Raw genomic sequence first — 14,212 nt, 5'->3', positions numbered from 1 at the left:
AAGCGTGCCGAGGGTGGCGCGCGTCGGAGACGACCCTAGTCAGTTGAGGGCAGGCTGCTCTTGGAGAATCTTGCGCTGTCCCTTCGAGGCCTGGCGGAATTTGGTCGGGGATACGCCGGCTGCGCGGTGGAAGGTGCGGACGAAATTGGAGAGATCGCCGAAACCGACGTCATAGGCGATGTCGGTGACCGCGATGTCGTCGTCGGCGAGCAGCCGCGCCGCGTGCCGCAGCCGCGAGCGCACCAGATATTGATGCGGGGTGACGCCGAGCACGCTCGAGAACAGCCGCAGGAAATGGAATGGGCTGAGGCCCGCCTGCCGCGCGGCCTGTTCGAGGTCGAGCTCGGCATGCGAGTTGTCGTCGATCCACAGCGCGGCCTCGACGGCGCGGCGGCGGTCGCGCGCGGTGGGGGAGGCTGGCTTGCGCGCCTTGCCCGAGGCGACGTCAATGAAACGGCCGGCGAGGATCTGGCCGATCTCGTCGAGACCGAGGTCGCTGTTGCCATCTGCTGCCGTCTGGGCGAGCTCGCCCAGCACCATCAGCTCGGGCAGCGGCGGCGTCGCGCCGACCTGCCAGACCTCACGCCGCCCGCCGAGAGTCTCGACCAGGTCCTCGCTGAGAAAGAACGACAGGCAGACGTCGCCGGACACGTGCTCATGCGTGCAGGTGTATTCCTCGCCGGGGGCGCCGACCAGCATCGAGCCTGCCACCAGCTCGAAGAAACCGGCGCGGCAATGGCAGCCGAAGCTCCCTGCGCGGACATAGGCGATGGAATGGCCGGTGCGGCATTCGGCAAACGGCGTATCGTCCGGTCCCGCATCGCAGCGAAATTCGGAGACCGTCATCGATGGCGTCGTCAGCAGCGTGGTCGCATCCATCCGGCCTATCTAGGTAGGCGCGCGGGGCGGAGCAACGGGCAGCAGCACCTCGAACAGCGTCTTGCTGGCGACGGGATGGGCGCCTTCGAGCGCCAGCAGCCGCCGCTTGGAGATCATGCCGGCATAGGGCGATAGCCGGTCGGTGTAATTGCCGGCCTCCAGCACCCGGTGGCAGGGCACGATCAGCATGTAGGGATTCTTGGCGATCGCCTGCGCCACCGAGTGCACGGCGCCGGAGGCGCCCAGTGCCTTGGCGATTTCGTGGCAGGTGCGCGTTTCGCCGCGCGGGATCGTGCAGGTGTACTCGTAGACCCGCCGGTTGAAGCCGGGCACCCCGCCGGCGTCCAGGCTGACGTCGGAGAAATCGGGGTCGCCGCCTTGCAGCAGGCCGACGATCCCCTCGATCGCCAGCTCGGCGTTCTCGGACGGAGGCTGCTCCCGCGCCTCGGGATGGGCCAGGAAAATGCGGCGGCGGGTGTCGATCTCCCGCGCCTCCGGCAATTGCACGGCGACCACGCCGGTGCCGCTCCAGATGATGCCGCAGCGCCCCAGCGCCGTGTCGAATATCGCGTAAGCACGCCCCGCCATGCACACGCCCCACTCAGTGCACGTTTCGCCCCAGACACGAAATCATAACACCGCCACAATCCGGCGCACTTGGAATCTTATCAGGACGTTAACAACCGTCGGGCCGGGCGCGCCAAACCGCTTGGCGGGACGCGCCGTCTCGGCTAATCAGGAGGGGCGCAAGGCGCGCACAAGCGGGCGTAGTTCAATGGTAGAACGGCAGCTTCCCAAGCTGCATACGAGGGTTCGATTCCCTTCGCCCGCTCCAAGACTTTAGCCCGGCAAGCTTCGCAGAAACTCCACGATCGCCGCGTTCACCTCCGCCGGCCGCTCCTGCTGCGTCCAGTGTCCGCAGCCGGGCAGCATTATGATCTCGCGGAGCTGCGGCACCCATTGCTTCATGTGGGCGAGGTGATCGGCCGCACCGGGGAAGGCGATGACCATGTCGTGGTCGCCTGCCATGAAAAGCGACGGCACCACAACCTTCACGCCCTCGAAGGCCCCCATCAATTCCCAATTGCGATCGATGTTGCGGTAGTAATTGAGTGGCCCGCGAAAGCCGCTGCGCGTAAATTCGGCGCCGTAATAGTCGAGATCGGCGGCGCTCAGCCACGAGGGCAGCGGCACCTGCATCTTCGGCAACATTCCGTCCTTGCGCGAAACCATGCCGACGCCAACGGTCCGTCCCTGACGCTCGGCATTGGCGCGGATCGCCGCGGCCCCTTCGCCGGAACCGCCAAAGAGCATGGCACGGAGCGTTGCGCGAGGATCCCGTTCGAGCTCCGCTTCGGCGATACCCGGCTCCTGGAAGTACAGCTGATAGAACTGCGCATCCGCCGTCTGCGGCATGACGCTCGTCGGCCGCACAGGACTGCGCGGTCGATAGGGTACGCTGAGGATAGCGGCGGCGCGGAAGCGATCGGGCCGCAGGCGCGCCGTGTGCCAGGCGATCGTCGCACCCCAGTCATGGCCGACGATGACGGCATCCTTCGCCCCGAAGGCGTCGAGCACGCCGACGAGGTCGCCGACCATGTGGAGGATCGTGTATTGATCGATTGCTTCGGGCCGGTCGCTCTTTCCGTATCCACGCATGTCGGGCGCAACCGCGTGGTAGCCAGCCGCTGCCAACGCCTCGAGCTGATGCCGCCAGGAGTACCAGCCTTCCGGAAAGCCGTGGCAGAGCAGAACCATTGGCCCCTCCCCCTGCTCGGCGACATTGAGGCTGATGCCGTTGGTCTTGATCGTCCGCTGCGTCGGCTCGCCCATATCGTCGCCTCCGATTGGTGATTGTGGTTGGTGCCCATCCTAATCGGCCCAACGTGCTCAGCAAAGATTCTAATATATTGGACTTCCCGCTCCCGGCGTTTGCCTCTGTGCGCGCTAGGCTGCTCTTGCGCCGATGGGTGCGGTCCTCGTGTCGGGTGATGTTCGGATGAAGGCCATGGACCAGCAGAAACTCGATCGCGCCATCGGTCGGCGCCTGAAAACGCTGCGGACGCAGGCGGGCATGACGTTGAACGAGCTTGCAGGCCGCTCCGGCGTCAGCCGGGCCATGATCGGGCGGGTGGAGCGGGCGCAGAGCAGTGCGACGGCGGCGCTGCTCAACAAGCTTTGCGCGGCGCTCGACGTCACGCTCAGCGACGTCGTCGCGCTCGCCGAAAAGCCGCCGGAGCGCCTGGTGCGACTTGCGGACCAGCCGCTCTGGCGCGATCCCGACAGCGGCTATCGCCGGCGTCATGCCTCGCCGCCGGATGCGGCCAGCGGCATCGAGATCATCGTCGTCGACCTTCCGGCCGGCGCCCGCGTCTCCTACAGCCCCTGGGGCCGCAACGCCTTCACCCAGCAGCTGCTGATGCTGGAGGGCGCGATCGCCGTGCATATCGATGCCAAGGCCGTGCGGCTGCGGGAGGGCGATTGTCTGGATTTCGACGTGATGCGCGCCGTGATTTTCGAGAACGAAACGAAACAGGACGCGCGCTACGTCATCATCATCAGGCGCGGCGCGTCCTACGGCAAGATGTGAGGGCAGGACATGGAGACGAGCACGATGCAGATCCGCACCGGCGACACCTATGATCCCCGCGTCGTCGCGCTGCTCGATCACCACGTCACGGCCGCGCGGGCGCAGACGGCGCCGGGCAGCGCCCACGCGCTCGATCTTGCGGGCTTGCGTGCACCCGACGTCGCGTTCTGGACCGGCTGGGACGGCGAGACGCTGGTCGCCACCGGGGCGTTGAAGACGCTTTCGGCGAGCCACGGCGAGGTCAAGTCGATGCACACGCTGCAGACCGCGCGGCGGCGCGGCTATGGCGGCCGGATGCTGCGTCACATCATCACGGAGGCTCGTGCGCGCGGCATGACGCGGCTCAGCCTCGAGACCGGCTCGTGGGACTATTTCAAGCCGGCCCTCGCGCTCTACCTTGCGCACGGCTTCATCGTCTGTGGCCCGTTCGAGGGCTATGTCGAGGATCCCAACAGCCTGTTCCTGGCGCTGGACCTGTCGGCGCCGGCGCGTCGGTAGCTCAGGAGCGCGTCTCCTCGCAAAGGCACGCAAATCAGCGACGGTGCCTCAAAATGAGTTGCGCACCTCAAAACACCTCTGCTAGCCTTCAGCCATGGCCGAGACGCTCACCCCGACCGCGCTGACCCTGAAGGACATCGCCCGCGAGGCAGGCGTCAGCCTCGCGACGGTCGACCGCGTTCTGCACAATCGCCCGGGCGTGCGGCCGGACACGGTGCGGCGCGTCAAGGCGGCGATCGAGCGCAATTCGTTCCAGCCGCATGTGGCCGCCGCCGAACTCGCACGCGGCCGCGCCCGCCGTTTCGCCTTCGTGATGCCGTCGGGGCCAAACCCGTTCATGCAGCAGATCGAGGCCTATCTCGGCGAGATGGCAGCCTGGCTGGCGGCCCGCCGCCTTAGCGTCGAGACGGTCGCAACCGACGTGTTCGACCCCTCGGCGCTCGCAGCCTCGCTGGAGGCATTGTCGGGCGATTGCGACGGCGTTGCCGTGGTGGCACTGGATCATCCCGCCGTGCGCGCTGCCATCAACGATCTCGTCGATGCCGGCACCAAGGTCGTGACGTTGGTCTCGGATGTACCATCCTCGCGCCGGCACCATTATGTCGGCATCGACAATATCGCCGCGGGCCGCACGGCGGGCGCGCTGGTCGGGCGGCTGGTCGGCCGGAAGCCCGGCAAGGTCGCGATCGTCGCGGGCTCGCAGGGCCTGCGCGATCATGCCGAGCGCATCTTCGGCTTCAACCAGGTGATGGCGACGGAATTCCCCGATCTCAGCGTGCTGCCCGTGCTGGAAGGGCGCGACGAGGACGACCGTTCGGAACAGCTGCTGGGCCGGCTGCTCGGCAGTCATGCCGACATTGTCGGCCTTTATAATGTCGGTGCCGGCACGCAGGGCGTCGCCAAGGCACTGAACGACAAGGCGTTGAGCGAAATCGGTCGCGACAAGCAGGTGGTGTTCGTCGGACACGACGTCACGGCGCTGACGCGCCGATTGCTGCTGCAGGGCGTGATGGATGCTGCGATCTCGCAGAACCCCGGACATGAAGCGCGCGCGGCCGTGCGCGTGCTGCTGGCGCTCGCCCGCGGCGAGCCGATCCTGCGCGAACAGGAGAAGATCAGGATCGACATCGTGATGCGGGACAATCTGCCTTAGCGGCAGGCGGATTTCGGAACGGCCCGTTGCGGGGAAAGCGACGCAAGATCGCGCACCGCAGCAGGCGAAAGGGAGGATAGCGTGTATCTCGGGATCGACGTCGGCACATCCGGTGTGAAAGCGGTGCTCGTGAACGAAGCCGGCGCGGTCGTCGCGACGGCGGCGCGCGAGCTTGCGCTGTCGCACCCTGCGCCGCTGTGGTCCGAGCAGGATCCCGACGCCTGGGTCGATGCGGCCATCGGCGCCATCGACGATCTCGCCGCGCGCCAGCCGCGCGAGGTTGCGAAGGTTCGTGGCATCGGGCTGTCAGGCCAGATGCATGGCGCGACACTGCTCGGCAAGGACGGCCGGCCGCTGCGTCCGGCCATCCTCTGGAACGACGGTCGCTCGCAGGCCGAATGCGCCACGCTGGAGCGGCGCTGTCCCTCGCTGCACACGATCACCGGCAATCTGGCGATGCCCGGCTTCACCGCCCCGAAATTGCTATGGGTCGCGCGGCATGAACCCGAAATCTTCGACCGCGTGGCAAAGGTGCTGTTGCCGAAAGCCTATGTTCGCTATCGCCTCACCGGCGAGATGGTCGAGGACATGTCGGACGCGGCCGGCACGCTGTGGCTGGATGTCGGTCTGCGTCGCTGGTCGGCCCTGCTGCTGCATGCCACCGGGCTTGATCTGCACCACATGCCGCGCCTGGTCGAGGGCAGTGAGGTGAGCGCCGTGCTCGCGCCGGACTACGCGCGGCGCTGGGGCATGCAGAAGGATGTCGTGGTCGCGGGCGGTGCCGGCGATAATGCGACCAGCGCGATCGGGCTCGGTGCCATCGTGCCGGACGATGCCTTCCTGTCGCTGGGAACGTCGGGTGTCCTGTTCCGCGTCACCGATCGCTTCGCGCCGGCGCCGGCATCAGTCGTGCATGCCTTCTGTCACGCGCTGCCCGGCCTCTGGCACCAGATGGGCGTAATGCTGTCGGCGGCGGCCTCGCTCGCGTGGCTCGCAGGCGTGATGGAGACGCCGGCTGCAGCGCTGCTGGCGCCGCTCGGCGAGCGCGTCGACGGACCAAGCCCGATCAAATTCTTGCCCTATCTCGATGGCGAACGCACGCCGCACAACGATGCCGCGGCCAGCGGCGCCCTTGCCGGCTTGCGCGGTGCGACCGGCCGGAGCCAGATCGTCCAGGCCGTGCTCGAGGGCGTCGCCTTTGCCGCGCGCGACAATCTGGCGGCGCTGAGCGCGGCGGGTGGGCCGATTGCCGAAGTCGATCTCGTCGGCGGCGGCTCGCGTTCGGCGCTGTGGGCGCAGATCTGCGCCGATGTGCTCGGCATTCCCGTTCACCGCGTCGAGGAAGGTGAGGTCGGAGCCGCGCTCGGCGCTGCACGGCTCGCCCGCATCGCCGCCACCGCCGAAGACGCAGCAGAGGTATGCATCCGTCCGCGGCGGCTCGCGACCTTCACGCCCCGTGCATCCGTCGCTTCGGCCTATGACGAGGCCTATCGGCGGTGGCGCGCGCTTTATCCAGCATTGAAGGAGTCCGCTAAGTGAACGCTTCAGCAAAGTTCTTCGATGCAAGCGCACCCGTAGCCTTTGCCGGCAAGGATGCCGCAAACGCGCCCGCCTTCCGCTGGTACGACAAGGATCGGCTCGTGCACGGCCGCAGGCTCGAGGATCATCTGCGCTTTGCAGTCTGCTATTGGCATTCCTTCTGCTGGCCGGGCGGCGATCCCTTCGGTGGCGAGACGTTCCTGCGGCCCTGGCACCGCGGCACCGACGCGATGGCGATGGCACGCGCCAAGGCTGACGTCGCCTTCGAGCTGTTCCGCCTGCTCGACGTGCCGTTCTTCACCTTCCACGACGTCGATGCGGCGCCGGAAGGCGCCACGCTCGCGCAATCCGTTGCCAACCTCAACGCGATCGCCGATCTGTTCGAGCAGAAGATGGCCTCCGCAAAAGTGCGCCTGCTCTGGGGCACCGCGAACCTGTTCTCACACCGCCGCTACATGGCGGGCGCCGCGACCAATCCGGACCCTGATATCTTCACCTATGCCGCGGGTCAGGTCCGCGCCGCACTGGAGGTGACGCGCCGGCTCGGCGGCGAGAACTACGTGCTGTGGGGCGGACGCGAGGGCTACGAGACGCTGCTCAACACCGATCTCAAGCGCGAGCTCGACCAGCTCGGCCGCTTTCTCTCGCTCGTCGTCGAGCACAAGCACAAGATCGGTTTCAAGGGGCCGATCCTGATCGAGCCGAAGCCGAAGGAGCCGACCAAGCATCAGTATGATTTCGACGTCGCCACCTGCTACGGCTTCCTCGAGCGCTACGATCTCCTGAACGACGTCAAGCTCAACATCGAGCAGAACCACGCCATCCTCGCCGGCCACTCGTTCCATCACGAGGTCGCGCTCGCCGAGGCGCTCGGTGTCTTCGGTTCGCTCGACATCAACCGCGGCGACGATCTGCTCGGCTGGGACACCGACCAGTTCGCGATGAACGTGGGCGAGCTTGCGCTGGTGTTCCACGAGATCCTGAACCGCGGCGGGTTCACCTCGGGCGGACTCAATTTCGACGCCAAGATCCGCCGCCAGTCCATCGACCCCGACGATCTGATCCATGCCCATGTCGGCTCGATGGATGCCTGCGCGCGTGCCTTCCTCGCCGCCGCCGACATGATCGATGCCGCCGTCCTCACCGAGCCGCTTGCCAAGCGTTACGACGGGTGGGCCAGCCCCGAGGGGCGCGCCATTCTCGGCGGCCAGCGCTCGCTCGCCGATCTCGCCGACCGTGCCATGAGTCCCGGCTTCGACCCGCAGCCGCGATCGGGCCGGCAGGAATACCTGGAATCCCTCGTCAACCGCTACGTCTGAGGAGGACCGCTGATGGCAAAGACCGACGCAACACCGGTCCTCGAGTTGACCGGCATCGGCAAGGAGTTCGGCGCCATCCGCGCGCTGCACGACGTCGAGATGCAGGTCTTCCCCGGCGAGGTGGTCGGCCTGATGGGCGACAACGGCGCGGGCAAGTCGACGCTGGTCAAGATCATCGCCGGCAATTTCCGTCCCACCCACGGCGAGATCCGCTTTGCCGGCAGCACGGTCCACTTCAACCGCCCGGTCGATGCCCGCGCTGTCGGCATCGAGGTGGTCTATCAGGACCTCGCACTATCAGACAATCTCACGGCGGCAGCCAACGTCTTCCTCGGCCGCGAGCTGAAGCGCAAATTCGGACCCATCGCCTTGCTCGATCACAAGGCGATGGCGGCGCGCGCGCTGGAGCTGTTCGGTGAGCTGCGCTCGGAGACGCGCCCCGACGATCTCGTCAAGCAGATGTCGGGCGGCCAGCGCCAGGCGGTCGCGATCGCCCGGACGCGGCTGTCCAACGCCAGGCTCGTGATGATGGACGAGCCGACCGCCGCCATCTCTGTTCGCCAGGTCGAGCAGGTGCTCGGCCTGATTCACCGGCTGAAGGAGCAGGGCGTCGCCGTCATGCTGATCTCGCATCGCATGCCCGACGTGTTCGCGGTGTGCGACCGCGTCATCGTCATGCGCCGCGGCGAGAAGCGGGCCGACAAGCCGATCCACCAGACGTCGCCTGAGGAAGTCACCGCTCTCATCACCGGTGCGAAGGAGGCGGCGTGATGACCATGCCCATGGAATCCTCGATCACGTTCTCCAATGTCGGCAAGATCAGATGGTGGCAGCGCGGTATCTTCGCCTCCCAGACCGGCTACGTGCTGCTCGCGCTGGCGGTGCTGCTGGTGATCATGCATTTCGCCAGCCCCTACTTCTTCACCGAAGGCAACATGCAGAATGTGGCGAAGAATTTTTCCTTCATCGCCATTGCGACGCTCGGCGTCACCTTCGTGATCATCACCGGCGGCATCGATCTCTCAGTCGGCTCGATGATGTGCTTCTCCGCCATGATCACATCGATGGTGATGACCGAGCTGTCGACGCCCGGCTCGCCCGCGGGTGCGCTGTTCGTGCACATGGCGGCCGACGGCAAGACCGTGCTCGCCAATGTGCCCGGACTGATCCTGCTGGTCTCGATCGTCGCCGGCCTCGGCGTGGCGCTGATCGCGGGGCTCGTCAACGGCTTCTGCATCGCCGTGCTCGGCCTGTCGCCCTTCGTGACCACGCTCGGCATGCTCTCGATCGTGCGCGGGCTCGGCTACGTCGTCTCCAACGGCCGTGGCAGCTTTCCGGGTGGTCCGGACGCCGACTATTTCTACGCCGCGACCTCGGGCGATGTGCTCGGCGTACCCGTGCCTTTCATTTATCTCGTGATCCTCGCGCTGGCGATGGCCGTGGCGCTGCATCACACCGCGTTCGGACGCCACGTCTTCGCGCTCGGCGGCAACGAGAAGGCGGCCGAGCTCACCGGCATTCCGGTGGTGCGGGTGAAGATCGAGGTCTACGTGATCTGCGCGCTCGCCGCCGGGCTCCAGGGCATCATCATCTCCGGTTGGCTCGGGTCGGCGCCAGCCAACATGGCGACATCCTACGAGCTCAATGTGATCGCGGCGGCCGTGATCGGCGGCGCCAACCTCGCCGGCGGCATTGGCGGCCCGCTCGGGGCCATCGTCGGCTGTGTGCTGCTGGAAGTGATCCGCAACGGTCTCGTGCTGGCGCAGGTCAGCTCCTACTGGCAGCAGACGCTGGTGGGTGTGATCATCATCCTCGCTGTGCTGGTCGACCGTATCCGCTCGCGGATGACCTGACGTGACGTCGTTCCGGGAGGGCAACCAAGATGCCGCCCGTCCGCTTCCCGGACGCTTCTGACAGGATGGGCGCTAGAGAAGGGTGGAGGAGACAATGAGGAAACTTCTTCTTGCCGGCATCGCCGTTGCGATGATGGCTACGCCGGCATTTGCCGCGAACTACCGCTTCGTCATCGTACCCAAGGCGATGAACAATCCGTTCTTCGACTTTGCACGCGACGGCTGCCTGAAGCGCGCCAAGGAGCTCGGCAACATCGAGTGCATCTACAAGGGGCCGGTGGAGCATGAGCCTGCGACGCAGGCCCAGATCATCCAGGACTTCGTCACCCAGAAGGTCGACGGTCTCGCCATCTCGGTCGCCGACGTCGCTGCCATGACCAAGTCGATTGAGGCGGCAACCGCGGCCGGCATCGCCGTCATCACCTTCGATGCCGACGCACCGGGCTCCAAGCGCATCGCCTATATCGGCACCAACAACAAGGAGTTCGGCCTGGCTCTCGGCAAGCAGCTCCTGAAGATGCGGCCCGATGGCGGCAAATACGCGATGGTCTCGGGCGGTCCCGGCGCCAAGAATCTCGCCGAGCGCGTCGATGGCGTGCGCGAGGCACTGAAGGGCTCGAAATGGACCGAGGTCGCGGGCTCCCCGACCTTCTGCAACGACGATCCCGCGCTCGCGGTCCAGCAAATGACGGACATGCGCACCGCAACGCCCGACCTTGCCGCCATCGTTCCGATCGGCGGTTGGCCGATGTTCGCTCCCGAGGGCTTCAAGGCCTTCGCATCCAGGAACAAGAAGGACATCGATTCCGGCAAGTTCACGCTGGTCGTGGCCGATACGCTGAAGATGCAGCTCGAGCTGCTGCGCGACGGCTATGCCAATGCGCTGGTCGGTCAGCGTCCGTTCGAGATGGGCGAGAAGGCGATGGACACGCTGCTCGCGATCAAGAAAGGCGAGAAAGTACCGGAGATTGTCTACACCGGCCTCGATCTCGTCACCAAGGACAATGTCGCACAGATGTTGAAGTAGGCGCGCCGCCGGCCCCGCGCTCCTGCATGCCTCTCCCGCTTGCGGTTTGCGCAAGCGGGAGAGATGATCTCTGCCGGAAGAAGGCTGCTGGAAGGCAATGGAAATGAAACGCTCGCGGCTCGGCGCTCTCGATGTCACCTCAATCGGCCTGGGTTCCGCTCCGCTCGGCGGATTGTTCGCTCCCGTCAGCGATGCCGATGCGGAGGCGACGATCGCGCGCGCCTGGTCGGCCGGCATCCGCTTCTTCGACACCGCGCCGCTCTATGGCTTTGGCCTTGCCGAGCGGCGGCTGGGCGCATTCCTGCGGCAGCAGCCGCGCGACTCCTACGTCATCTCGACCAAGGTCGGCCGTCTGCTGCGCGCACCGGATGGCGCTGCCGCCGAGGACGAGCACTACAAGGGCACGCCGCGCGAGCGGCCGGTGTTCGATTTCAGCCATGACGGGGTGATGCGATCGGTCGAGGAGAGCCTGGCGCGCCTTGGGCTCGACCGCGTCGACGTCCTGCTCGTGCATGATCCCGACGACCATTATGACGACGCCGTCGCCGGCGCCTTCCGCGCGCTCCAGCGCCTGCGCAACGAGGGCACGGTCAAGGCGATCGGCGCCGGCATGAATCAGTCGGAGATGCTGGTTCGCTTCGCCGAGGCCGTGCCGGTCGACTGTTTTCTGCTCGCCGGGCGATACACGCTGCTCGATCAGGGCGCGCTGGATGCGCTGTTTCCGGTCTGTCAGGCGAAGGGTATCGGCATTCTGCTCGGCGGCATCTACAACAGCGGCATCCTGGCCGATCCGCGGACCTCCGCCAAATTCAACTATCAGGACGCCGATCCGGCGCTCGTGGCGCGGGCACTCGCGCTCGACGCGCTCTGCGGCAAGCACGGCACCGATCTGAAGGCTGCCGCGCTCCAGTTCTGCATGGCGCATCCGGCGGTGACGGTCGCCGTGATGGGCGCGCGCAATGAAGCGGAGGTCGCCGACAATATCGCGATGTCGGAGGCAGCGATCCCACCGGCGTTCTGGCAGGAGTTGCGCGCACGAAAGCTCGTCGATGCGCGGGCGCTGCTGCCGGGCAGGGTGTAAGGCATGATCATCGACGGCCACCAGCATTTCTGGGACCCGGCACGCGCCGACTATCCGTGGATGGAGGCGGACGAGCTCGCGCCGATCCGCCGCGCCTTCGGTCCCGCCGATCTCGCGCCGCTCATGAAGGCCAACGGCATCGACGCAAGCATCCTGGTGCAATGCCGCTCCGCGCTGGAGGAGACCGAGGCGTTCCTGCACATCGCGCACGAAAATCCCTTCGTCGTCGGCGTCGTTGGTTGGGCCGATCTGACGGATGGCGCCCTCGACGAAACACTTGATCGCCTGCGCGCTTTGCCCGGCGGCGGCAGGCTGGTGGGAATTCGTCACCAGGTCCATGACGAGGCCGATCCGGATTGGCTGCTCCGCGAGGATGTGCAGCGCGGCCTCACGGCCGTTTTCGCCCGCGATCTGGCCTACGATCTTCTCGTCCGCACCCGCGAACTGCCGGCCGCGATCGCAACGGCGCAGGCCTTTCCGCAAGCGCGCTTCGTGCTCGATCACGCCGCCAAGCCGCCGATCGCCGACGGCGGCAGCGCCGAATGGACCGACGGCATCGCAGCGCTGGCCGCTTGCGGCAATGTCTGGTGCAAGATCTCAGGCCTGGCGACCGAGGCGGTCTGGAATGACTGGGATGCGGAGCGCCTGTTTCCGTTCGTCGAGCACGCCGCGAAATGTTTCGGGGAGGACAGGCTGATCTACGGCTCGGACTGGCCGGTATGCCTGCTTGCGGGAAGTTACGGCGATATCAAGTCCGCGCTGGAGGCCTGCCTGGCGAGGCTTGGGTCGCGCGTGCGCGACAAGGCTTTTGGTGTGAATGCGACGCAGGCTTATCGGCTGGCTGTCGTGGCTTAGCGCGAAGCGCCGGCGTCCTCCTGCCTCTCCTGGCAGAGCAGGAGAGGGGAGGCCGAGGTAGAGTTTGTCCCGCCATTTACTCCGACATCGGCTTGTCGGAGATGTCCCAGTCCTTGCCGGTGAAGGTGGAGATGAACAGCGTCTTCATCGGCGTGTAGTTCTCGGGCGTGTAGCTGTAGGTGACGCCGTCGAGGAAGTAGGGCGAGTGGAAGCCCGCGAGCGTCGATGCCTGCTTCAGCACGTTGGCGCGGGTGAGTTCGTCGCCGCAGCGGCGCAGGATCTCGCCCATGGTCACAGCCTGGCCGTAGCCGGCAAAGGCGATGGTGTTGTCGGGGTCGATTGCCGGCGTGTACTTCTTGCGCAGCTCCTCGAACGCCATTACGTCGGGGTCCTTCTCCCATTTGGGAAGGCCGACCTCCTTGTTGTAGCGGATGGCGACGATGCCGGTGGCGTTCTCGAGGCCCGCGGCGCTCAGGATGGAGCGGCCGGTCGAGCCCGCCGACAGCAATTGCAGCGGCTTCCAGCCGAGCTCGGCCACTTTACGAATGGACTGCGACGACGCCTTGCCGGTCGAGATGTTGTAGAACACGTCGGCGCCCGATTTCGAGAGGTTGATGAGCTGGGAATCGACGGTCGGCTCGGTGAGATCGTAGGTCTGCTCCATGATCACCTGAGCGGTACCGCCGGCATCGGCCAGCACCTTCTTGAATGGACCCAGGAAGTCGCGACCGAAATCGTCGTTCTGGTAGAGGATGCCGATCTTTGCGTTCGGCTTCACGCTGACGACGTGCCGGGCCAGGATGCGCGCTTCGGTCGGATAGAGCGGCAGGCCCGCCATCGTCCATTTGAACTCTTTCGGGTTGTTCCACTTCGACGCGCCGGTGTTGAGCAAGAGCTGCGGCACGCCCTTGGAGTTCAGGTATTTGTGCACGGCGGTCTGCGGCGCGGTGCCGAGCGAGCCATAGAGCGCCAGCACTTCCTCCTGCTCGACCAGGCGCCGCGTCGCCTCGACGCATTTCGGCGCGCTGTAGGCGTCGTCCATGGTGAGGAACTTGACCTTGCGTCCGTTGATGCCGCCCTTCTCGTTCAGCATCTGGAAATAGGCTTCGCCGATGCGCCCGAGCACGCCGTAGAGCGAGCCGGGGCCGGAATGCGGCACGGTCTGCCCGATCTTGATCTCGGTGTCGCTGGCGCCTGCGTCGTATTTCTTCTCCGCGGCCCAGACATAAGGCGCAGGCAAGGTGGATGCGGCGATGGTGGCGAGCGCGCCGGCGCTGAAATCGCGCCGCGATGGATTCTTCGTCATTATTTGTTTCTCCCTAGCGAGGGCATTGTGCTGACATCGCAGCGCAGCTCGCAAGTGGGAAGTCGCAGCTTTGCGACGCAATGACGCTCATATTGCGTGGTGCTAGCGCCTA

At 66.2% G+C, this 14,212-nt stretch carries 14 protein-coding genes and 1 tRNA gene; 11 read left to right on the top strand and 4 right to left on the bottom strand.

Annotated features, from left to right (window positions below; genetic code table 11):
• Window positions 1-39 precede the first annotated feature (39 nt).
• Together FJV43_RS14560 and FJV43_RS14555 are read right to left on the bottom strand one after the other, a co-directional pair.
• Complete coding sequence (locus tag FJV43_RS14560) at window positions 40-879, bottom strand: AraC family transcriptional regulator (RefSeq protein WP_239627937.1); 840 nt, start codon at window positions 877-879, stop codon at window positions 40-42.
• A gap of 9 nt (window positions 880-888) precedes the next feature.
• Window positions 889-1,467, bottom strand: a complete 579-nt coding sequence (locus FJV43_RS14555; RefSeq protein ID WP_239627935.1) for a methylated-DNA--[protein]-cysteine S-methyltransferase — start codon at window positions 1,465-1,467, stop codon at window positions 889-891.
• 173 nt (window positions 1,468-1,640) lie between these two features.
• Between FJV43_RS14555 and FJV43_RS14550 the strand changes: the two genes are divergently transcribed.
• Window positions 1,641-1,714, top strand: a tRNA-Gly gene (locus tag FJV43_RS14550).
• Between the two features lie 5 nt (window positions 1,715-1,719).
• Here FJV43_RS14550 and FJV43_RS14545 read toward each other — a convergent pair.
• Complete coding sequence (locus tag FJV43_RS14545; protein WP_239627933.1) at window positions 1,720-2,712, bottom strand: alpha/beta hydrolase; 993 nt, start codon at window positions 2,710-2,712, stop codon at window positions 1,720-1,722.
• Between the two features lie 175 nt (window positions 2,713-2,887).
• Here FJV43_RS14545 and FJV43_RS14540 point away from each other — a divergent pair, with 175 nt between their 5' ends.
• The 10 genes from FJV43_RS14540 to FJV43_RS14495 all read left to right on the top strand — a co-directional run bounded on the left by FJV43_RS14540 (window position 2,888) and on the right by FJV43_RS14495 (window position 12,794).
• The gene (locus tag FJV43_RS14540; protein ID WP_239627932.1) at window positions 2,888-3,469 is read left to right on the top strand and encodes an XRE family transcriptional regulator; all 582 of its coding nucleotides are present in this window, start codon (window positions 2,888-2,890) and stop codon (window positions 3,467-3,469) included.
• Window positions 3,470-3,493: 24 nt separating this feature from the next.
• Window positions 3,494-3,967, top strand: a complete 474-nt coding sequence (locus tag FJV43_RS14535; RefSeq protein ID WP_239629427.1) for a GNAT family N-acetyltransferase — start codon at window positions 3,494-3,496, stop codon at window positions 3,965-3,967.
• A 94-nt stretch (window positions 3,968-4,061) separates the two neighbouring features.
• Window positions 4,062-5,120, top strand: a complete 1,059-nt coding sequence (locus FJV43_RS14530) for a LacI family DNA-binding transcriptional regulator (RefSeq protein WP_239627930.1) — start codon at window positions 4,062-4,064, stop codon at window positions 5,118-5,120.
• Window positions 5,121-5,201: 81 nt separating this feature from the next.
• Window positions 5,202-6,659: a xylulokinase gene (gene xylB, locus FJV43_RS14525; protein WP_239627928.1), complete on the top strand. Its 1,458-nt coding sequence runs from the start codon at window positions 5,202-5,204 to the stop codon at window positions 6,657-6,659.
• Entirely contained in the window at window positions 6,656-7,978 is a 1,323-nt protein-coding gene (gene xylA / locus FJV43_RS14520) for a xylose isomerase (RefSeq protein ID WP_239627926.1), read from the top strand. The genes xylB and xylA overlap by 4 nt, the downstream gene beginning before the upstream one ends.
• Before the next feature lie 12 nt (window positions 7,979-7,990).
• Entirely contained in the window at window positions 7,991-8,749 is a 759-nt protein-coding gene (locus tag FJV43_RS14515; RefSeq protein ID WP_239627924.1) for an ATP-binding cassette domain-containing protein, read from the top strand.
• On the top strand, window positions 8,749-9,831 hold the full coding sequence (locus tag FJV43_RS14510) for an ABC transporter permease (protein ID WP_239627922.1): 1,083 nt from the start codon (window positions 8,749-8,751) through the stop codon (window positions 9,829-9,831). Before FJV43_RS14515 ends, FJV43_RS14510 begins: the two co-directional genes overlap by 1 nt.
• Window positions 9,832-9,925: 94 nt before the next feature.
• Window positions 9,926-10,858 (top strand): sugar-binding protein, encoded by a 933-nt coding sequence (locus FJV43_RS14505; RefSeq protein ID WP_239627921.1) that lies wholly within the window; start codon window positions 9,926-9,928, stop codon window positions 10,856-10,858.
• 103 nt (window positions 10,859-10,961) lie between these two features.
• Window positions 10,962-11,939, top strand: a complete 978-nt coding sequence (locus FJV43_RS14500) for an aldo/keto reductase (protein ID WP_239627919.1) — start codon at window positions 10,962-10,964, stop codon at window positions 11,937-11,939.
• Between the two features lie 3 nt (window positions 11,940-11,942).
• The gene (locus FJV43_RS14495) at window positions 11,943-12,794 is read left to right on the top strand and encodes an amidohydrolase family protein (protein ID WP_239627918.1); all 852 of its coding nucleotides are present in this window, start codon (window positions 11,943-11,945) and stop codon (window positions 12,792-12,794) included.
• Window positions 12,795-12,870: 76 nt separating this feature from the next.
• Here the strand turns inward: FJV43_RS14495 and FJV43_RS14490 are convergent, their stop codons facing one another.
• Window positions 12,871-14,100 (bottom strand): ABC transporter substrate-binding protein, encoded by a 1,230-nt coding sequence (locus tag FJV43_RS14490; protein ID WP_239627916.1) that lies wholly within the window; start codon window positions 14,098-14,100, stop codon window positions 12,871-12,873.
• Window positions 14,101-14,212 lie beyond the last annotated feature (112 nt).

It is taken from the genome of Bradyrhizobium sp. I71, assembly GCF_022354745.1.
Taxonomy (GTDB): Bacteria; Pseudomonadota; Alphaproteobacteria; order Rhizobiales; family Xanthobacteraceae; genus Bradyrhizobium; species Bradyrhizobium liaoningense.
Note: the sequence above shows the minus strand (reverse complement) of the source record. Positions and strands in the feature narration are given on the sequence as shown.

What these genes read in the sequence shown, in the direction of transcription:
- FJV43_RS14505 (WP_239627921.1), top strand. Translation starts at nt 9,926, where the DNA reads ATGAGGAAACTTCTTCTTGCCGGCATCGCCGTTGCGATGATGGCTACG.
- FJV43_RS14560 (WP_239627937.1), bottom strand. Translation starts at nt 879, where the DNA reads ATGGATGCGACCACGCTGCTGACGACGCCATCGATGACGGTCTCCGAA.
- FJV43_RS14490 (WP_239627916.1), bottom strand. Translation starts at nt 14,100, where the DNA reads ATGACGAAGAATCCATCGCGGCGCGATTTCAGCGCCGGCGCGCTCGCC.
- FJV43_RS14500 (WP_239627919.1), top strand. Translation starts at nt 10,962, where the DNA reads ATGAAACGCTCGCGGCTCGGCGCTCTCGATGTCACCTCAATCGGCCTG.
- FJV43_RS14545 (WP_239627933.1), bottom strand. Translation starts at nt 2,712, where the DNA reads ATGGGCGAGCCGACGCAGCGGACGATCAAGACCAACGGCATCAGCCTC.
- FJV43_RS14510 (WP_239627922.1), top strand. Translation starts at nt 8,749, where the DNA reads ATGACCATGCCCATGGAATCCTCGATCACGTTCTCCAATGTCGGCAAG.
- FJV43_RS14495 (WP_239627918.1), top strand. Translation starts at nt 11,943, where the DNA reads ATGATCATCGACGGCCACCAGCATTTCTGGGACCCGGCACGCGCCGAC.
- FJV43_RS14535 (WP_239629427.1), top strand. Translation starts at nt 3,494, where the DNA reads ATGCAGATCCGCACCGGCGACACCTATGATCCCCGCGTCGTCGCGCTG.
- FJV43_RS14555 (WP_239627935.1), bottom strand. Translation starts at nt 1,467, where the DNA reads ATGGCGGGGCGTGCTTACGCGATATTCGACACGGCGCTGGGGCGCTGC.
- FJV43_RS14515 (WP_239627924.1), top strand. Translation starts at nt 7,991, where the DNA reads ATGGCAAAGACCGACGCAACACCGGTCCTCGAGTTGACCGGCATCGGC.
- FJV43_RS14540 (WP_239627932.1), top strand. Translation starts at nt 2,888, where the DNA reads ATGGACCAGCAGAAACTCGATCGCGCCATCGGTCGGCGCCTGAAAACG.
- FJV43_RS14530 (WP_239627930.1), top strand. Translation starts at nt 4,062, where the DNA reads ATGGCCGAGACGCTCACCCCGACCGCGCTGACCCTGAAGGACATCGCC.